We start from the raw sequence: 18,925 nt of genomic DNA, 5'->3' as shown, positions 1-18,925 counted from the left end.
ATCAGTCGATTCCGCCCGTAAGGGTCGTCTGCTCAGCATAGTCGAGGTGTTTGACGAGCTGCGCGCGCAGCCGGGCACTTACCTCGGCAAATACAATCGATCCTGCGTGATCACTCAGCTGGGTCATCGCCAGCCCGGCGTAGCCGCAGGGATTAATTCGTCGAAACGGTTCCAGGTCCATGTCCACGTTCAGGGCCAAGCCGTGAAAGGAACAACCATGGCGGATCCGCAGCCCCAGGGAAGCGATTTTCGCCCCGTCGACGTAGACACCCGGCGCGTCTGGCTTGGCAGCGGCAGTAACGCCGTAGCTGGCCAGCAACTCGATCAGGCAGTGTTCCATGCGGGTGACCAGGTCACGCACGCCGAAACCCAACTTGCGTACATCCAGCAACAGGTAGGCCACCAACTGGCCCGGACCGTGGTAGGTCACCTGACCACCGCGATCGACCTGCACCACCGGAATATCTCCCGGCAATAACAAGTGCTCAGCCTTGCCGGCCTGGCCCTGGGTGAACACCGGTGGGTGTTCGACCAGCCAGATTTCGTCCGCGGCGTCAGTGCCGCGTTCGTTGGTAAAACGTTGCATGGCATGCCAGACCGGCTCGTAAGCCATCTGGCCAAGCTCGCGAAAGCCCACCGCGCCAGGCATCACAACACCATGTGCACGAAACCGGTAGCCCGCAACTCGCTGTTGATGTCGTACAGCTGTTCTTGACCGGTGGCGACGATGTGCAACTGGATAGTGGTGTACTTGCCGTTGGTGCTTTGACGCTCGTCGATGCGTTCATCGTTGATGGTCGCGTGTTTCTTGACGATGTCGATGATCTGGTCTTTGTTACCCGCGCCGGTATCGCTGATCACTTTGACCGGATAATCCTTCACCGGGAATTCGATCTTTGGCGCCTTTACTTCGGTATCTGTCATGGCGTAACGGCCTCGTAAGCCGTGGCAACGGACATGGCCGCGTCCCGGATCGGAACGCGGCCATGCAAGTCCACACTAAATCAGTTGAACAAGCCGTAGAAGAATAGACGGATGCTATCCCACATGCGGCGGAAGATACCACCCTCCTCGACGCCATCCAGAGCGATCAGGTCAGCGCTGTGCACAACCTTGTCGTCCAGTTTGACTTCGACTTTACCAATCACGTCGCCCTTGGCGATTGGCGCGATCAGTTGCGGGTTCATGGTCATGCTGGCGGCGAGCTCCTTCAGCTGGCCTTTTGGCAGGGTCATGGTCAGGTCTTGGGCCAGGCCGGCCTTGACTTGATTGGTGGTGCCTTTCCAGACAGGTGCCTGAGCCAGCTCGGCGCCTTTCTGATAGAAGGTCTGGGTTTCGAAGAAGCGGAAACCGTAAGTCAGCAGTTTTTGCGTTTCGGAGGCGCGAGCCACTTCGCTGTTGGTGCCGAACACCACGGCGATCAGGCGCATGCCATCACGTACAGCCGAAGACACCATGCAGTAGCCGGCTTCGTCGGTGTGACCGGTTTTCAGACCGTCAACGGTCTTGTCGCGCCATAGCAGCAGGTTGCGGTTAGGCTGCTTGATGCCGTTCCAGAAGAACTCTTTCTGCGAGTAGATCGCATAGTGAGCCGGGTCTTCGTGGATGATCGCGCGAGCCAGCACGGCCATGTCGTGAGCCGACGAGTAGTGCTCAGGGTTTGGCAGACCGGTCGGGTTCATGAAGTGGCTGTTGGTCATGCCCAGGTCGGCCACGGTTTTGTTCATCATGTCGGCGAACGCGTCTTCGCTGCCGGCGATGTGCTCGGAGAGCGCAACACTGGCGTCGTTGCCCGACTGAATGATGATGCCGTGCAGCAAGTCGCTGACGGTTACCTGCGAGCCGACCTTGATGAACATCCGCGAACCGCCGGTGCGCCAGGCGTTTTCGCTGACCGTCACCGGGTCGTTTTCGCCGATCTGGCCACGACGGATTTCCAGCGTCGCAATGTACGCGGTCATCAGTTTGGTCAGGCTGGCTGGCGGCAGGCGCTGGTCACCGTTGTTCTCGACCAGCACGTTGCCGCTGCTGGCGTCCATGAGCACGTAGGATTTGGCGGCCAGTTGAGGTGGCGACGGCATCATTTCTACCGCAAAAGCGGCAGGCGTGATGAACAGCGGGACTAACAGGCACAGGCGTTTGGCAAAGGTGGTGATGTTCATCCGTCTCTCGAAATCGCTAATGGAAACTGCCCTAGGGCAAAACTAATCAGACGGCTTCTAACAGGCCGTCGCGTGTTCAGTCGTTCACTCACAACCCTTGCCGGGCTTTTGTTCTTGACGAGCCAACAACCAGGTTCTCCCCCCAAACCGCAAGCGAACCTTAAATCTAGTGAACCTTAAATCTAGTGAACCTTGAATCAAGCAAACCTTGAAACAAGCGAACCATGAAACAAATAACGCGTATTACTCGGCGGTGACCAGGCTCGGCGAACCGAGATTGGCCAATCGCACGCTGTTCTGCACTTGCTGGATTTCACCCGGTGAGCCCATCGGCCCCAGGCGCACCCGATGCAGTGTCTGTTGGTTGCGCACTATCGAGCTGATGAACACCGGAGCGCTCACCATCCCGCTGAGCTTCGATCTCAGCAGTTCTGCAGCGTCCGGGTTGGCGAACGCGCCCACCTGCAGATACTGGCCAGACGCTGGTACAGAAGCGTTTTTTTTTGCATCAATCTGCACGGGCACTACGGCGGCGGCGTGTTGCTGCGGCGGTGGTGTCCATTGTTCGACCTTGCCGGTCGACGCGGTAATGGTCGGCGCGGCATTTTGCGCCACTTGCGGCTCGTTGAGCATCAACGGCGCCGGACGGCCCTTCTGTGCCCACCACTGCTGCGGATCGATGCCTTCAACCTTGACCCGCGCGGTGCCGGTTTCGGCATAACCGAGCTTCTTTGCTGCCGCGTAGGACAAATCGATGATGCGGTCGGAGTAGAACGGCCCACGGTCGTTGACCCGCAGAACCACAGTCTTGTGGTTGTCCAGGTTGGTCACCCGGACGTAACTCGGCAGCGGCAAGGTCTTGTGCGCAGCACTCATGCCGTACAAGTCATAGACTTCGCCGTTGGCGGTGTTCTGGCCATGAAACTTGGTGCCGTACCACGACGCCGTGCCCGAGGCCACGTAGGTCTTGGATTCCTGCAACGGGAAATAGGTCTTGCCCAACACCGTGTACGGGTTGGCTTTATAAGGACCGCTGTGCAGGGTCGGCGTCGCGTCCGGGATGCGCGAAACATCGACGTCCCACCACGGCGCGCCATCTTTGTGGGCGCGGTTGATGTCCAGCCCCGGCGTCGCGCGCACGGCGGTGGAAGTGGATTTCTGCGCCGGTGCGCGAGTGGTGGTGGTCGAACAACTGGCGACCAGCACCGCCAACCCGGCGAATGCCATCAGCTTCAGGGGTTTATTCATAGGCAATGCCCGCATTACTTGACGCCCCGTGCTTGGACCAGCTGTTCAGACAGTTGATGTACGGCCATGGCGTACATCACGCTGCGGTTATAACGCGTAATTGCGTAAAAATTCTTCAGGCCCATCCAGTACTCGGGGCCCTTGTCACCTTCCAGGCGGAAAGCGGTGACCGGCATATCATCGCGCAGCGCATCATGACTCGACCACCCCAACGCTCGCAACTCCCCGACGGTTTTAGTCGGTTCGATGCCCGTGGTCAAACCCTCGTCAATCTGCTCGCCACGCACATCGGCGCGGCTGACTACCGGTTCGCCGGCGACCCAGCCGTGATGCTTGAAATAACTGGCAACGCTGCCAATGGCATCGTCCGGATTGGTCCAGATATTAATGTGGCCGTCGCCGTCGAAGTCCACGGCGTAGGCGCGAAAGCTGCTCGGCATGAATTGCGGCAGGCCCATCGCGCCGGCATACGAGCCTTTCAACGTCAGCGGGTCGACTTGCTCTTCGCGGGCCAGCAGCAGGAATTCACGCAATTCCTTGCGGAAGAATTCGGCACGCGGCGGATAGTCGAAACCCAGGGTCGACAAGGCGTCGATCACTCGGAAGTTGCCGGTGTTGCGCCCGAAGAACGTCTCGACGCCGATGATTGAAACGATCACCTGGGCCGGCACGCCGTATTCCTGCTCGGCACGCGCCAGAACGGCTTCGTGCTGACGCCAGAAGTCCACACCACGGGCGATGCGCGCGTCGGTGATGAACATCGGGCGATATTCGTTCCACTGCTTGACCCGCTCGGCAGGTTTCGAGATCGCGTCCAGAATCGACTGCTTGCGCTCGGCCTCGCGGAACACGCCCATCAACTGTTCACCGGCGAAACCGTAGTCGCGGGTCATTTCACCGACGAATTCGGCCACCTGAGGTGAACCTTCGTAATCGCCGGCCCGCGTTTCCGCAGTACCAAGGATGCCTACCAGGCTGACCCACGGAGCGTATCGAGTCGCCCAGCCACGCATTGCTTGCATTGAAATCTTCACCTTATTCAAACCTGCGCGATCCACTTACGATGGGTATGGATCGACATCAAAACCCCAAACGCTGACAGCAGCGTCACCAACGAAGTTCCTCCGTAGCTAATGAACGGCAACGGCACCCCCACAACCGGCAACAGGCCACTGACCATACCGATGTTGACGAAAACGTAAACAAAAAACGTCATGGTCAGGCTGCCCGCGAGCAATTTGCCGAACAATGTCTGGGCCTGAGCGGTAATTACCAGCCCGCGACCGATCAACAGAAGGTAAATCAGCAGCAGCGCGCAAATCCCCACCAGGCCGAATTCTTCGCCGAGCACCGCAATAATGAAGTCGGTGTGGCTTTCCGGCAGGAAGTCCAGGTGCGACTGGGTGCCGAGCAGCCAGCCCTTGCCGAATACCCCGCCGGAACCGATCGCAGCCTTGGACTGAATGATGTTCCAGCCAGTGCCCAGCGGATCGCTTTCCGGGTCGAGGAAGGTCAGGATTCGCTGCTTCTGGTAGTCGTGCATGATGAAAAACCACATCGCCACCGCCACCGGCACTGCGGCGGCCAGCACGCTGATGATCCAGCGCCAGCGCAGCCCGCCCATGAACAGCACGAACGCGCCGCCGGCGAGGATCAGCAACGAGGTGCCGAGGTCGGGCTGGCGGACGATCAGGATAAATGGCAAACCGATCAGGAACAGGCTGATCCCGACGTGCTTGAGCTGCGGCGGCAAGGTGCGCTTGGACAAGTACCAGGCGATGGTCGCCGGCATCAGGATCTTCATGAATTCCGAAGGCTGGAAGCGAATCACCCCGGGAATGTTGATCCAGCGCGTGGCGCCCATGGCGTTGTGGCCCATGACGTCCACCACCACCAGCAACAGCACGCCGATCACATAACCGACCGGCACCCAGCGGGCCATGAAACGCGGTTCGAACTGGGCGATGACAATCATCGACACCAGGCCGATGCCAAAGGACGTCGCTTGTTTGGCCAGCAGATCCCAACTCTTGCCGCTCGCCGAATACAGCACGAACAGGCTGCCAGCCGCGAGGGTCAGCAGCAGGATCAACAACGGGCCGTCGATGTGCAAACGTTGCAGCAGCGTCGCGCGGCGACGCATCACATCCTCGCTGGAGAGCATGCGATCAAAATTATTCATCACGGGCCGTAGCCTCCGCACTGATAGGGCTGGCGTATTCGGCTTTGAGATGGCCTTCCTGATTGAGCAGCCAGGCGTCCATGATTTGACGTACCACTGGCGCGGCGACCCCGGAACCGGATTCGCCGTTCTCGACCATCACCGACACCACGATTTTCGGGTTATCGGCCGGCGCGAAGCCGACAAACAAGGCGTGGTCGCGGTGGCGTTCCTGAACCTTGGAGCGGTCGTACTTCTCGCCCTGCTTGATCGCGACCACCTGGGCCGTACCACTTTTGCCGGCAATCCGGTATTGCGCACCGGCCGCCGCTTTGCGCGCCGTACCACGCGCACCGTGCATCACCTGCTGCATGCCGTGGTTGACCTTGGCCCAGTCGGACGGGTCGCGCAGGACGATGTCCGGCATGGGGTTGTCATCCTTGGGTTTTTCGCCTTCGACGGTTTTTGCCAGGTGCGGACGGTTCCACACACCTTTGTTGGCCACCAGCGCCGTGGCCTGGGCCAATTGCAGCGGGGTCGATTGCATGTAGCCCTGGCCGATCCCGAGAATCAGCGTTTCGCCCGGGAACCAGGCCTGGCGCCGCGTGGCGCGCTTCCATTCACGCGAAGGCATCAGCCCCGGCGACTCTTCGAACATGTCCAGCGAGACTTTCTCGCCGATGCCGAACTTGCCCATGTACGCCGACAACCGATCAATCCCCAGCTTGTGCGCGAGGTCATAGAAGTAGGTGTCGTTGGACCGCATGATCGCTGTGTCGAGATCGACGTAGCCGTCGCCGGAACGGTTCCAGTTGCGGTACTTGTGATCGTAATTGGGCAGTTGGTAATAACCGGGGTCGTAAACCCGCGTTGACGCGGTGACCACGCCGGAATCGAGGCCGGCAATCGCCACCGCCGGTTTGATCGTCGAGCCCGGCGGGTACAGACCGCGCAGCACGCGGTTGAACAGCGGCCGGTCAATGGAATCGCGCAGCTCGGCGTAAGCCTTGAAGCTGATGCCGGTGACGAACAGGTTAGGGTCGAAACTCGGCTGGCTGACCATCGCCAGCACTTCGCCGGTCGCCGGGTCCAGCGCGACCACGGCACCGCGACGCCCGCCGAGTGCGGCTTCGGCGGCTTCCTGCAATTTGATGTCCAGGCTCAGGACGATGTCCTTGCCGGGAATCGGATCGGTACGCTTGAGCACGCGCAAGACGCGGCCCCGAGCGTTGGTCTCGACTTCTTCGTAACCCACCTGGCCGTGCAGCTCGGGCTCATAGAAACGCTCGATGCCGGTCTTGCCGATGTGGTGGGTGCCGCTGTAGTTAACCGGGTCCAGCGACTTCAGCTCTTTCTCGTTGATCCGGCCCATGTAACCCACCGAGTGCGCAAAGTGCGCGCCCTGCGGGTAATGGCGCACCAACTGCGCGACCACTTCCACGCCAGGCAGGCGGAACTGGTTCACCGCGATCCGCGCGATCTGCTCTTCGGTCAGCTCGAACAGGATCGGCACTGGCTCGAATGGCCGGCGCCCCTGTTTCATGCGTTTCTCGAAGATCACCCGGTCCTCGGGCGTCAGTTCCAGCACCTCGACGATCACGTCGAGCACTTGCTGCCAGTCGCCGGAGCGCTCGCGGGTCATGCTCAGGCTGAAGCTGGGCCGGTTATCGGCCACCACCACGCCATTACGGTCGAAGATCAGCCCACGGGTGGGCGGAATCGGCTGCACGTGCACGCGATTGTTTTCCGACAGGGTCGAGTGGTACTCGTACTGGATGACCTGAAGGAAATACAGCCGCGCGATCAGCACACAAATCAGCGCCACCACCGCAATTGCCCCGAACACGACGCGGCCACGCACCAGACGGGCGTCTTTTTCGTGGTCCTTGATGCGGATCGGCTGAGGCATGAGGGCAGAGCTACTTGTGGTAAGGGTGGCCGGACAGGACTGTCCAGGCACGATACAACTGTTCGCCGATGAGAATCCGCACCAGCGGATGCGGCAACGTCAGCGGCGACAACGACCAGCGCTGGTCAGCCCGCGCACAGACTTCCGGCGCCAGCCCTTCGGGGCCACCAACCATGAAGTTGACCGTGCGCGAATCCAGCCGCCAGCGATCGAGTTCGACCGCCAGTTGCTCGGTGCTCCAGGGCTTGCCGTGGACTTCGAGGGTGACAATCCGCTCGTTCGGCCCGACTTTCGCCAGCATGGCTTCGCCCTCCTGACGGATGAAGCGCGCCACGTCGGCGTTTTTGCCACGGGTGTTGAGCGGAATTTCCACCAGTTCCAGCGCCAGCTCGGACGGAAGACGCTTGGCATATTCATGCCAGCCTTCTTCCACCCATTTCGGCATGCGTGAACCGACGGCGATCAGTCGCAGTCGCACAGCGGTCCCTTACAACTGGTCTTTGTTGAGCTTGGTGAAATGCTCGTGGGTGTTTTCCGGGCTGTGGTGAGCAGCGCTGGCAGAACGGCTCTGCTCGGCACCGGCCCACAGACGCTCGAGGTCGTAGAACTGACGGGCCGAGGCGGTCATCATGTGCACGATCACGTCGTCCATATCAAGCAGGACCCAGTCGCTGTCGCCCTTGCCTTCTTCACCCAGTGGCTTGACGCCCAGGGCTTTGACGGCTTCGCGAACCTTGTCGAGCATCGCGCCGATCTGGCGGTTGGACGTACCGGTGGCGATGATCATGTAGTCAGTGATGCTCTGCTTTTCGCGAACGTCGATGACCTGGATGTCCTGGCCCTTGACGTCTTCCAGAGCTGCAACGGCAACCTGGACCAGCGCGTCACCCTTCAGCGGCTCGGTAGTCAATACCGGCTCAGGCAGCGGAGCGCTCTTGAACGTGCCTTTGCGTTTTACTTTAGTTACGTCTTTGTTCGTCATATAAAACTCGTTTTGCTCGTATGTTCGGGCGCTTCGGTTCACGCGTTCACGTGGGTTGAAGCGCGCCCTTTTTCAGTTCGACGCACGGTACAGACCGTGCGCATCGATGTAGGCCAGGACCGCGTCAGGCACCAGGAAACGTACCGACTTACCGCTGGCCAGCAGTTGACGGATCTGGGTGGCGGATACCGCGAGCGGCGTCTGCCAGACGAATGCAATCTGTCCGCTCGGCCCTTTGAGGGCCAGCGGGTCGCTCACCGAGCGCGCCGCCAACAGATTGCGCAAGGCATCCGGCGGTTCGCTGTCGGCATCCGGGCGTTGCAGCACCAGGATGTGGCAATGCTGGAGCAACTCTTCCCAGCGATGCCAAGTGGGCAGGCCGCAAAATGCGTCCCAGCCCAAAAGTAGAAAAACCTGGGTGTCTGCGGCCATCTCGGCACGCATCAGCTCCAGGGTATCGATAGTGTAGGACGGTTTGTCCCGCTGCAATTCGCGGGCGTCCACCACCAACGGCGCCACACCGGCCACCGCGCACTCGACCATCGCCAGCCGGTCCTGCGCCGACACTTGCGGCGTGCTCCGATGAGGCGGCCTGGCACTGGGTGTCAGTCGCAGCTCATCGAGGCCCAGGTATTCGGCGACTTCCAGCGCACCGCGCAAATGGCCGATGTGCACCGGGTCGAACGTTCCGCCCAGCACGCCAATGCGCCGAGGCCCAGCCTCACCGGGAATGTCCGGGGCTGACGGGTCGAGGTCGGCCAAGTCAGACCGACTCCTGTCCGCGCAACTGGCCGTCACCGACCACGATGTACTTCTCGCAGGTCAACCCTTCGAGGCCGACCGGGCCGCGGGCGTGCAGCTTATCAGTAGAAATGCCAATCTCGGCACCCAATCCGTATTCAAAGCCATCGGCGAAGCAGGTCGGCGTGTTGATCATCACCGACGAGGAGTCCACTTCAGCGACAAAACGCCGGGTCTCGGCGAGGTTTTCGCTGACGATCGAATCGGTGTGATGCGAGCCATGCCGGTTAATGTGCTCGATCGCCTGGTCGAGCCCGTTGACTACGCGGATCGACAGGATCGGCGCGAGGTATTCGGTGTTCCAGTCTTCTTCGGTCGCGGCCAGCACATCAACGATTGCCCGCGTGCGCTCGCAACCGCGCAGCTCGACGCCTTTTTCGCGGAACTGGGCAGCCATCAACGGCAGTAAATCTTTGGCAACGATTTGATCCACGAGCAATGTCTCCATCGCGCCGCAAATGCCATAACGGTAGGTTTTGGCATTAAAAGCGATGCGCTGGGCTTTCGGCAGATCGGCGTGGGCACTCACGTAAACGTGGCAAATGCCGTCCAGATGCTTGATCACCGGCACACGCGCGTCGCGGCTGACCCGTTCGATCAAGCCTTTGCCACCGCGCGGGACGATGACGTCGACGTACTCGGGCATGGTGATCAGCGCGCCGACGGCGGCACGGTCGGTGGTTTCGACCACTTGCACCACGGCGGCCGGCAGCTCGGCTGCGGCAAGACCGCGCTGGATGCACGCGGCGATGGCGCGGTTGGAGTTGATCGCTTCGGAGCCGCCGCGCAGGATCGTCGCGTTACCCGACTTCAGGCACAGGCTGGCGGCGTCGATGGTCACGTTCGGCCGCGATTCGTAGATGATCCCGATCACGCCCAGCGGCACGCGCATTTTGCCGACCTGAATCCCCGACGGACGAAAGCTCATGTCGCGGATCGCACCGACCGGGTCCGGCAGCGCCGCAACCTGGCGCAAACCGACGATCATGCTGTCGATGCGCGCCGGGGTCAGCGCCAGACGTTCGAGCAATGCTGCTTCCAGACCATTGGCGCGACCGGCGGCCAGGTCCAGCTCATTGGCCGTCGTCAGCTCGTCGCGCGCAGCGTCCAGCGCATTGGCAGCAGCCTGCAACGCGCGGTTTTTCTGCGCGGTGCTGGCACGGCCGATGATGCGCGACGCTTCGCGGGCAGCGCGACCCAGGCGGGTCATGTAGTCGAGGACGGACTCAGTCATTGTCGGATGGGGTCTTGGCAAAGATGAAAGCGGCAGATTATAGCTGTCGTGTCCCCTGACTAACAGCGGTGACGGGCGGATGGTCGAAATGGAGCGCAAATTGCCGACGTTCAGCCGTGATTAAGCTGCAAATTGTTATCATCGCCGCTCAATCAGCCTTGATAAACGCCGTTCATCATGTCCAACCTGACTGTTCGCGCTTCTGCATCCCCCCTGCCTACGGGGTTGCCGGACGCTTTTTTCGACCGCGACGCGCAAACGCTGGCCCGGGATTTACTCGGCAAAGTCATCCGCCATCGGGTCGGTGATCTGTGGCTGAGCGCGCGAATTATTGAAACCGAAGCGTATTACTTCGACGAAAAAGGCAGCCATGCCTCGCTGGGCTACACAGAAAAGCGTAAGGCTTTGTTTCTGGATGGCGGGCACATCTATATGTATTACGCGCGTGGCGGCGATTCGCTGAACTTCAGCGCGCAAGGCCCGGGCAACGCCGTGCTGATCAAATCCGCGTACCCATGGGTCGATGAATTGAGCGGCCCGGCGGCGCTCGCGCAAATGCTCTTGAACAACCCCGATGCCAGCGGCCGCCCGCGCCCGTCGCAGAAGCTCTGCGCCGGCCAGACGTTGCTGTGCAAGGCACTGGGATTGAAAGTGCCAATGTGGGACGCCAAGCGTTTTGATCATGAAATGTTGCTGGTGGAGGACGTTGGGGCGACGCCGGCAAACATTATCCAAACCACGCGATTGGGCATTCCCCTGGGGCGGGATGAGCATTTGATGTACCGCTTCGTGGACGCGGCGTATGCGCCGTACTGCACGCGGAACCCGCTGCGACGGGGGCAGGTCGAAGGTCGCGATTATTTTTTATTGTCTTGAATCACAGCTAATCCCTGTGGGAGCGAGCTTGCTCGCGATGGCGGACTAATAGACGAAATGAAGTCGTCTGACACGCCGCTATCGCGAGCAAGCTCGCTCCCACAGGGGTCGGTGGTGTTTTGTAGATCGCATGAATTGAACATTCAATGGAGTGGCAGGTATGGGCCCATGGCTCGATAGCATCACCGGCTGGTTGACAGTCAATCCGCAGTGGCTGGCCGCTGCCGTGTTTATCGTGGCCTGCGTGGAATGCCTGGCGATTGCCGGACTCATCGTACCGGGCACGGTTTTGCTGTTTGCCGTGGCCGTGCTGGCCGGCAGCGGTGCGCTGTCGTTGGGGGAAACGCTGTTGCTGGGCTTCCTCGGCGGGATCCTCGGCGACGTCGTGTCGTACTTCCTCGGCCGCCACTTCCACCAGAACATCAGGCGCCTGCCGGGTTTGCGCCATCACCCGGAATGGATCGCCGGCGCCGAGGCGTACTTTCAGCGCTACGGCATCGCCAGCCTGCTGGTCGGCCGGTTCATCGGCCCGCTGCGGCCCATGCTGCCGATGGTCGCCGGGATGTTCGACATGCCCTTCCCGCGCTTCGCCGCCGTCAGCCTGCTGGCCGCCGCCGGTTGGAGCATCGCCTATCTGCTGCCCGGCTGGGCCACCGGGGCGGCGCTGCGCTTGCCGTTGCCGGAAGGTTTCTGGCCGCAGGCAGGAATTGTCGCCGGCAGCATCGCGGTGATGATCGGCATCAGCGTCACCAGCAGCCTGCGCCGGCATCGTCACGCCAGCGCTTATATTGCCAGCCTCGGCGTGGCGATTTTGTTCGGCTTGTTCATCGGTTATCCGTACCTGACCGCGCTCGACCAAGGCCTGATGGCGCTGGTGCAGGAACATCGCAACCCGATGATCGATGAAATCGCGGTGACGTTCACGCTGATCGGTGAGTTCCGCAACATGCTGATGTTCAGCGCCCTGCTGACCATTTTGCTGGTGCTGACGCGGCAATGGCGCCAGGCGATTTTCGCCGGCGGTGCGCTGTTATCCACGGCGCTGGCCAACACCGGGAGCAAGCTGTTTTTCGCCCGCGTGCGCCCGGAAGTGTTGAGCGATCCGTTGACCAGCTACAGCATGCCCAGCGGCCACGCCTCGGGGGCTTTTGCGCTGTTTCTGGTGCTCGCGGTGCTCGCCGGTCGCGGCCAACCACCGCGAATGCGCCTGACCTGGCTGTTCATTGCTTGCCTGCCGGCGCTGTCGATTGCCTTGTCGCGCGTTTATCTGGGCGCGCATTGGCCGACCGATGTACTGGCCGGCGCGATGCTCGCCGCGTGCGTGTGCGCCGCCAGTCTGTGGCTGAGCCAACGGCGCACCTCGCTGAACGCCATGCCTTTCAGGGTCTGGTGGCTGATATTGCCGTCGATGCTGGCGCTGTTCGCCTTCTTCGCCCTGCGCCATTTGCCGCACGCGATGCTGCGCTACGCGTACTAGACGCTGCGCGACGTGTATCAGCGGTCCACGCAAAAGCGCCATCGGCAGATTCAACCGATGGCGCTTTTTTCATTGGTCGGCGGGCGCGGATTGATCGACCAGTTTTAAAACAAACGACACCGGCGCGTGGTTGAAGGCGTCGTGACCGGTAGGATTGGGATCAACATCCATGAAATATTTCTTCCCGCCGTTATTTGCCATGTAGACAGCTTCGCCATTGCGCTTGCTGACCAACTGCACATAAGCCGGACCTGCTTGAAGGTCGTCGAATTTCGCATTTTCCACCGCATGTTTGCTGATTGAAAAATAGCTGGCCCCGGCAGTATCACTTACCGACAAGTGATGCGTGCCACCCTCGATCGTTATATAAAACCCGTCGTAAGCCCCGCGCAGAACCGTCCTCAGCACATACCCTCGGCCTTGCAACGCAAACTTCAGCAGCAACGGAGTTTCATCTTCATGATCGGCCACGGTCAGATAACTTGTTGCGTTTCTGTCCACCAGCGCAACTTCAACATCCAGACGTTCACGCCGGGTAATGCGCGGATCTTGCAACCGCTGCTCCAGCCGCTGCTGGTTCAGCACCACCGGCAATCCATTGACATAGAGATTTGCCATAAACGCACTATTATTATTTTCAATCGACATATAACCATCCAACTCATATTAAATTCAGCAACCCGCTGTGTGCGCCATCGCGCACTTGGAAAACTGGCCGCCTGTGCAGACAAAACAGCAAGCCTTTACGCGCCCGACGCGGCTGCATCTCTAGCGACAGCAACCTCGGCAACGGGCAACTTGCTGCGCTTGCGCTTGCGGCGCTCAAGCACCATCGAGTCGGCATAGAAACCGGCGCCTTCAATAATATGAGTCAGGTTGTGATCGGTGGACGCAACTTTCAACAAGTAGCGACCTACAATGTCATCCCAGAAAGCATATTCATCTTCATACAGCGTCATGATAACGTCCTTGTAGTTTTTGATTGACTCGCCCTCCGCGAGCAACTGGAAAACTAAAGACCTGACGCCCCAGTGACAATACTGGCAAAGTAGACCAGTTAATTCAAAATACAACTAACTCAAATAAAAAGCCCCGGACAATTAATCATCCGGGGCTTTTTCATAAACGCGCCAACAGGTAGCGCTGATAAAAATCTCATTGCGATTCAGGCAAACAACTCGCCTTGCAACTCATCCAGCAACGCTTGAATCGCATCCAGCCTTTGCTGCGGATCGTCGAGTTGCAGCAGGTTGATCTTGTCGACTTCGGCGAATGGCAGCAGATAAGCCAGCTGGTTGGCCAAAGACTGTTGCCCGGTGGCCTCGGTGCCCATGTTCAGCGCCTCGACCATCGGATGCTCGGCGAGCGCTTTGAGCAGCGCCACCAGATCGGCGTCTTCGTCCTGCAACGGTTGCTCCGGCTCATCTTCCAGCCATTCGACGTCGGCCAGGGTCAGGTTGTCGCGCTGCACTTCGGCGCGCAATACCTGGAAACGCCGCCCGCCCTGCACGCGAATCCCCAGCAGGCCGTTGTCCTGTTGCTTGAAATCGGTGATCAGCGCTTCACAGCCGACCAGCGCATAACCGGTCGGGGCGATTCCGACTTCCTCGCCATCGAGGAGGCAGACCACGCCGAAGCCGCTGCCCTGTTTCATGCAGCGGCCGATCATGTCCAGGTAGCGCGCCTCGAAAATCTGCAGATCGAGGATACAACCCGGAAACAACACCGTGTTCAGCGGAAAAAGCGGCAAACTCATAGACATTTCCTTACACCACCATCGACACCGCCAACGGCAGGAAAACCGCCGTGGCCACGCCCATCAGACTCATCGCCAGCGCCGCGAAGGCGCCGCATTCTTCACTTTCCTGCAGGGCCACCGAAGTGCCGACGGCGTGGGCGGTCATGCCCAGCGCCATACCGCGCGCCTCTGGGCTATGGACACCAAGGCGAGTCAAAAGACTCGGTCCAAAAATCGCCCCGATTACCCCGGTGATCAGCACAAACACCGCTGCCAGCGCCGCGACGCCACCGATCTGCTCGGCGACCAGCATGGCAATCGGCGAAGTCACCGATTTTGGCGCCATGGTCATCAGGATCATGTGCTCGGCGCCAAAGCTCCAGCCGAGCAACACACCCATGCCCGTGGCCACCACTCCGCCTATCACCAGCGTAGTAAATATCGGCCAGAACAACTGCCGAATGCGCCGCAGGTTCAGATACAGCGGCACCGCCAGCGCCACCGTGGCCGGCCCGAGCAGAATACTGAGGATCTCGGTGCTCTTGCGGTACTCGGCGTAGGTCACGCCGCAAAGCAGCAGCACGCCGATCACCAACAACATCGAGACCAGCACCGGTTGCAGGAACATCCAGCGGGTTTTCTCGAACGCCGCGAGCACCAGTTGATAAGCGCCGAGCGTGATACCGATGCCGAACAACGGATGATGAATCACCGAATCCACGGCGCCCTGCCAATCGACAATCATGGACGCTCCTCGTGGTGCGCGCGGCGCTTGACCATGCGCTGCATCAGCACGCCGACGAAGGCCATCGACAACACCAGCGACAACACCAGGGCACCGGTAATCGCCCAGAAATCCGCGGCAATGTCCTTGGCGTAGACCATCACCCCGACCGCTGGCGGCACCAGCAGCAATGGCAGATAGCGCAGCAGACTGCTGGCGGCGAGGTTCAGCGGCTCACCGACTTCGCCACGGCAAATCAGGAACACCAGCAACAGCAGCAGGCCGATAATCGGCCCCGGCAGCACCGGCAAAAACAGGTGGTTGATGGCTGTGCCCAGCAATTGGAACAGCACCAGCCAGGTCAGGCCACGTAGCAACATCCGGCATCTCCCGCAACTCGCCCCTCCCAGCAGGGGCCCGGCATTATAAGCACGCCGGGGCTATAGACCGGCATTCGCCAAAAGCATGGTCAGTTGACCGGAGCAAAATGCCATGTTGATCTAAAGTGGTTCACAGGGAGGCCCGAGCCGCCCACCTCAAAACTATAAAATCGATGAACCCAAGGAGAGTCTCAATGCCCTATGTTCCCGTTGCAGAGCTCAAAGATTATGTCGGCAAGGAACTCGGATGTTCCGAATGGCTCACCATCGATCAGGAGCGGATCAACCTGTTCGCCGAAGCCACCGGGGATTATCAGTTCATTCACGTCGACCCGGTCAAAGCCGCGCAAACGCCATTTGGCAGCACCATCGCCCACGGTTTCCTGTCGCTGTCGCTGATCCCCAAACTGATGGAAGACATCCTGATCCTGCCGGAAGGTTTGAAGATGGTCGTCAACTATGGCTTGGACAGCGTGCGGTTCATCCAGCCGGTCAAGGTCAATTCGAAGGTGCGACTGAAGGTCGAACTGACGGATGTCACCGAGAAAAAACCCGGCCAATGGCTGCTCAAAGCCACGGCGACCCTTGAGATAGAAGGCTCGGATAAACCGGCCTATATCGCCGAACCGCTGTCGCTGTGTTTCGTCTGACGCATCCAGATGCGAAGCAGCTCACGCTGTTTCGCGACTCTGTCGTTTCCCTCGCTATATAAGGACGCATAGCTGCGGCATACTCAGTCGCCTAATTGCCCGGATCCCGCTATGCGCTCACTTGCACTCCTCGCCTTGACCCTGTTGCTCACCGCTTGCGGCGATGGCGAATCGCTGTTGGCGCCCGACGCCCGCCTGCCGGACGGCGGACGCTATCGCGGCGATTTGGTCGACGGGTTGTTGCAGGGCCAGGGCCGCATCGACTACCCGAACGGCAGTTGGTACGCCGGCGAGTTCGACAAGGGCCAGTGGCACGGTCAGGGCGAATGGCACGGCAGCAACGGCGAGGTCTATCGCGGGCAATTCCAGCAAGGTTTATTCAATGGCCAGGGCGCGCTGACCACCAATGGCAGCAGCTACACCGGCGGTTTCAAACTCGGCCGGCGCGAGGGCGAAGGCACCCTCAAAGAAAACGGCATGACCTATCGCGGCGAGTTCAAGGCCGATCAATATTCCGGGCTCGGGCGTCTCGAACTCGAGGACGGCAGCTCGTACCAAGGCCAATTCGCCCACGGCAAACCCAACGGCGAAGGCCAGCGCGGCGATGCCAGCGGCAACCAGTTCAGCGGCCATTTCGTCAACGGCCAACTGGAAGGCAACGGCACCTTTAACAGCGCCGATGGCGATATCTACGTCGGCGGTTTCAAGGAAAACCAGCTCAGCGGCAAGGGTCGCTACGAAAACGCCGATGGCGATGTCTGGATCGGCCAGTTCAAGGAAGGCGCGCTCAGCGGAAAAGGCGAGTTGATCGGCGCCGATGGCAGCCATTACGTCGGCCAGTTCAACGACTGGCGCTTCACCGGGCCGGGCCGCTTGAACCTCGCTGATGGCAGTTTCTACGTCGGCGGTTTCGACGCCGACGCCTATTCCGGCCGTGGCACTTTGGTGCTGACCGATGGCACGGTGCTCAGCGGCACGTGGATCAACGGCCAGCGCGTGCGCGACGCCGATGGCAAGTTATTGCCCGACACCCTTGAGCTCGGCTTGCTGGCCCAGGGCCGCTTGCTCGATGAAGCGCTGGCCAACGTGCCCGCCTCGACGTCGGCGGTCGAGCTGTACACCCTGACACTCGGTGGCGACGGCAAGCAAAGCGTGTTCCTGCGCGAATCCGACTACGTCGCCAACATGCTCGCCAGCCGCTTCGGCGCGCGCGGGCAGATTCGTCTGGTCAACCACCGCGAACACCTCAGCGACCGGCCGATGGCCACCCGCGAAAACCTGCGCCGCGCCGCGCAGACGCTGGCCGAACGCACTGGCCCGGAAGACTTGCTGTTCATCTACCTGACCAGCCACGGCACCAGCGAACACGAACTGGTGCTCGACCAGCCGCGCATGGAGCTGGCCGACCTGCCCGCCGACGAATTGGCCGCGGTGCTCGCGCCGCTGAAAAATCGCGACAAGATTATCGTCATCTCTGCGTGTTATTCCGGTGGCTTCATTCCGGCACTCAAAGATGAACGAACGCTGATCATGACTGCCTCAAGAGCTGACAGAGTGTCTTTCGGCTGTTCGGAAGAGGCCAACTTCACCTATTTCGGCGACGCCCTGTTCGCGCAGGCCTTGAACCAGACCGATGATCTGGAGCAGGCCTTCAAACTGGCCAAGGCCACCGTTGCCGAGCGTGAGCTGGCGGACAACTTCGAAGCCTCGGAACCACAGATCTGGGCGCCGAAAACCGTGCTCTCGCACTGGCAACTCTTGCGCAAGCAACAGGCACGAAAGGCATTACAAAGTGCTGCTATCAGCAGCAAGGATGCGAAGAGCAACTAAGCTGAACAGTATCAAGGGGGAAACACTATGTACTTGACGCCTCAGCATGTATTGCTTGCCGGAGCTACCGGATTAACTGGCGAACATTTGCTTGATCGCCTGCTCAACGAGCCAACGATTACACGGGTATTGGCACCTTCACGCCGGCCATTGGCCGAGCACCCTCACCTGGAAAATCCGGTCGGCGACCCAGCGGTGTTCTTGCCGCAACTCAATGGTCGCGTCGACATCGCCTATTGCTGCCTCGGCACGACGATCAAACAGGCAGGCTCGGAACAAGCGTTTCGCGCGGTCGATCTGGACATGGTCGTGGCGTTCGCCAAACGTGCGCGGGACATGGGTGCGCGGCATCTGATCGTGATCAGTGCGTTGGGGGCTGATCCGAAATCGTCGATCTTCTACAACCGGGTCAAAGGCGAAATGGAACAGGCCTTGCGCGCGCAGGACTGGCCGCAACTGACCATTTGCCGACCTTCGCTGCTGCTCGGTGACCGGGTCGAGCCGCGTCTGGCCGAGCAATTCGCCGGCCCGTTGTCGCGGTTGATCCCCGGCAAATATCACGGCATCGAAGCCTGCCAACTGGCCCGCGCGATGTGGCGCCTGGCGCTGGAAGAACAGGATGGCGTGCGAGTGGTCGAGTCGGATGAATTGCGCAAGTTAGGCAAGTAATTCTGCGGCGTCTGGCGGGACGCCATCGCGAGCAAGCTCGCTCCCACAGGGATTCTGTGTAGCTCACACATCCACTGTGGGAGC

At 60.4% G+C, this 18,925-nt stretch carries 21 protein-coding genes; 5 read left to right on the top strand and 16 right to left on the bottom strand.

The window, feature by feature from the left end:
* Window position 1: 1 nt before the first annotated feature.
* The 11 genes from lipB to BLU01_RS16655 all read right to left on the bottom strand — a co-directional run bounded on the left by lipB (window position 2) and on the right by BLU01_RS16655 (window position 10,497).
* Window positions 2–649 carry a lipoyl(octanoyl) transferase LipB gene (lipB, locus tag BLU01_RS16705; RefSeq protein WP_092277637.1) on the bottom strand — a complete coding sequence of 216 codons (648 nt, stop codon included), beginning with the start codon at window positions 647–649 and terminating at the stop codon, window positions 2–4.
* A complete protein-coding gene (locus BLU01_RS16700; protein WP_092277635.1) occupies window positions 649–924 on the bottom strand; it encodes a DUF493 domain-containing protein in 276 nt (91 codons plus the stop codon). Before BLU01_RS16700 ends, lipB begins: the two co-directional genes overlap by 1 nt.
* An 80-nt stretch (window positions 925–1,004) precedes the next feature.
* Window positions 1,005–2,162: a D-alanyl-D-alanine carboxypeptidase family protein gene (locus BLU01_RS16695; RefSeq protein ID WP_092277633.1), complete on the bottom strand. Its 1,158-nt coding sequence runs from the start codon at window positions 2,160–2,162 to the stop codon at window positions 1,005–1,007.
* Between the two features lie 243 nt (window positions 2,163–2,405).
* Window positions 2,406–3,425 (bottom strand): septal ring lytic transglycosylase RlpA family protein, encoded by a 1,020-nt coding sequence (locus tag BLU01_RS16690; protein WP_092277631.1) that lies wholly within the window; start codon window positions 3,423–3,425, stop codon window positions 2,406–2,408.
* Window positions 3,425–4,432 carry a lytic murein transglycosylase B gene (gene mltB / locus BLU01_RS16685; protein ID WP_092277629.1) on the bottom strand — a complete coding sequence of 336 codons (1,008 nt, stop codon included), beginning with the start codon at window positions 4,430–4,432 and terminating at the stop codon, window positions 3,425–3,427. The genes BLU01_RS16690 and mltB overlap by 1 nt, the downstream gene beginning before the upstream one ends.
* Window positions 4,433–4,449: 17 nt before the next feature.
* Complete coding sequence (gene rodA, locus BLU01_RS16680) at window positions 4,450–5,553, bottom strand: rod shape-determining protein RodA (RefSeq protein WP_167370477.1); 1,104 nt, start codon at window positions 5,551–5,553, stop codon at window positions 4,450–4,452.
* 31 nt (window positions 5,554–5,584) lie between these two features.
* Complete coding sequence (mrdA, locus tag BLU01_RS16675) at window positions 5,585–7,480, bottom strand: penicillin-binding protein 2 (RefSeq protein ID WP_092277625.1); 1,896 nt, start codon at window positions 7,478–7,480, stop codon at window positions 5,585–5,587.
* A 10-nt stretch (window positions 7,481–7,490) separates the two neighbouring features.
* Window positions 7,491–7,958 (bottom strand): 23S rRNA (pseudouridine(1915)-N(3))-methyltransferase RlmH, encoded by a 468-nt coding sequence (gene rlmH / locus BLU01_RS16670; RefSeq protein WP_003185785.1) that lies wholly within the window; start codon window positions 7,956–7,958, stop codon window positions 7,491–7,493.
* Window positions 7,959–7,967: 9 nt separating this feature from the next.
* Complete coding sequence (rsfS, locus tag BLU01_RS16665) at window positions 7,968–8,462, bottom strand: ribosome silencing factor (RefSeq protein WP_092277623.1); 495 nt, start codon at window positions 8,460–8,462, stop codon at window positions 7,968–7,970.
* A 72-nt stretch (window positions 8,463–8,534) separates the two neighbouring features.
* Window positions 8,535–9,224, bottom strand: coding sequence for a nicotinate-nucleotide adenylyltransferase (nadD, locus tag BLU01_RS16660; protein ID WP_092277621.1), 690 nt, complete (start codon window positions 9,222–9,224; stop codon window positions 8,535–8,537).
* A 1-nt stretch (window position 9,225) separates the two neighbouring features.
* Window positions 9,226–10,497 carry a glutamate-5-semialdehyde dehydrogenase gene (locus tag BLU01_RS16655; RefSeq protein ID WP_092277619.1) on the bottom strand — a complete coding sequence of 424 codons (1,272 nt, stop codon included), beginning with the start codon at window positions 10,495–10,497 and terminating at the stop codon, window positions 9,226–9,228.
* Window positions 10,498–10,674: 177 nt separating this feature from the next.
* Here BLU01_RS16655 and BLU01_RS16650 point away from each other — a divergent pair, with 177 nt between their 5' ends.
* Together BLU01_RS16650 and BLU01_RS16645 are read left to right on the top strand one after the other, a co-directional pair.
* Entirely contained in the window at window positions 10,675–11,373 is a 699-nt protein-coding gene (locus BLU01_RS16650) for a DNA-3-methyladenine glycosylase (protein WP_092277617.1), read from the top strand.
* A gap of 160 nt (window positions 11,374–11,533) precedes the next feature.
* Window positions 11,534–12,850, top strand: coding sequence for a bifunctional DedA family/phosphatase PAP2 family protein (locus BLU01_RS16645; protein WP_092277615.1), 1,317 nt, complete (start codon window positions 11,534–11,536; stop codon window positions 12,848–12,850).
* Between the two features lie 69 nt (window positions 12,851–12,919).
* Here BLU01_RS16645 and BLU01_RS16640 read toward each other — a convergent pair whose 3' ends face one another.
* The 5 genes from BLU01_RS16640 to BLU01_RS16620 form a co-directional block, all read right to left on the bottom strand.
* Window positions 12,920–13,498, bottom strand: coding sequence for a hypothetical protein (locus BLU01_RS16640; protein WP_092277613.1), 579 nt, complete (start codon window positions 13,496–13,498; stop codon window positions 12,920–12,922).
* 95 nt (window positions 13,499–13,593) lie between these two features.
* Window positions 13,594–13,809: a hypothetical protein gene (locus tag BLU01_RS16635; protein WP_092277611.1), complete on the bottom strand. Its 216-nt coding sequence runs from the start codon at window positions 13,807–13,809 to the stop codon at window positions 13,594–13,596.
* 206 nt (window positions 13,810–14,015) lie between these two features.
* The gene (locus tag BLU01_RS16630; RefSeq protein ID WP_092277609.1) at window positions 14,016–14,606 is read right to left on the bottom strand and encodes an LON peptidase substrate-binding domain-containing protein; all 591 of its coding nucleotides are present in this window, start codon (window positions 14,604–14,606) and stop codon (window positions 14,016–14,018) included.
* A gap of 10 nt (window positions 14,607–14,616) precedes the next feature.
* Window positions 14,617–15,333, bottom strand: a complete 717-nt coding sequence (locus BLU01_RS16625) for an LrgB family protein (protein WP_092277607.1) — start codon at window positions 15,331–15,333, stop codon at window positions 14,617–14,619.
* Window positions 15,330–15,692: a CidA/LrgA family protein gene (locus BLU01_RS16620; protein ID WP_092277605.1), complete on the bottom strand. Its 363-nt coding sequence runs from the start codon at window positions 15,690–15,692 to the stop codon at window positions 15,330–15,332. The genes BLU01_RS16625 and BLU01_RS16620 overlap by 4 nt, the downstream gene beginning before the upstream one ends.
* Before the next feature lie 194 nt (window positions 15,693–15,886).
* Between BLU01_RS16620 and BLU01_RS16615 the strand changes: the two genes are divergently transcribed.
* The 3 genes from BLU01_RS16615 (at window position 15,887) to BLU01_RS16605 (ending at window position 18,841) form a co-directional block, all read left to right on the top strand.
* On the top strand, window positions 15,887–16,342 hold the full coding sequence (locus tag BLU01_RS16615; protein WP_092277603.1) for a MaoC family dehydratase: 456 nt from the start codon (window positions 15,887–15,889) through the stop codon (window positions 16,340–16,342).
* Window positions 16,343–16,453: 111 nt separating this feature from the next.
* Window positions 16,454–18,172 carry a C13 family peptidase gene (locus BLU01_RS16610; protein WP_092277601.1) on the top strand — a complete coding sequence of 573 codons (1,719 nt, stop codon included), beginning with the start codon at window positions 16,454–16,456 and terminating at the stop codon, window positions 18,170–18,172.
* A gap of 27 nt (window positions 18,173–18,199) precedes the next feature.
* On the top strand, window positions 18,200–18,841 hold the full coding sequence (locus tag BLU01_RS16605; RefSeq protein WP_092277599.1) for an oxidoreductase: 642 nt from the start codon (window positions 18,200–18,202) through the stop codon (window positions 18,839–18,841).
* Window positions 18,842–18,925 lie beyond the last annotated feature (84 nt).

The sequence above is a fragment of the Pseudomonas prosekii genome (assembly GCF_900105155.1).
GTDB classification, from domain to species: Bacteria; Pseudomonadota; Gammaproteobacteria; order Pseudomonadales; family Pseudomonadaceae; genus Aquipseudomonas; species Aquipseudomonas prosekii.
Note: the sequence above shows the minus strand (reverse complement) of the source record. Positions and strands in the feature narration are given on the sequence as shown.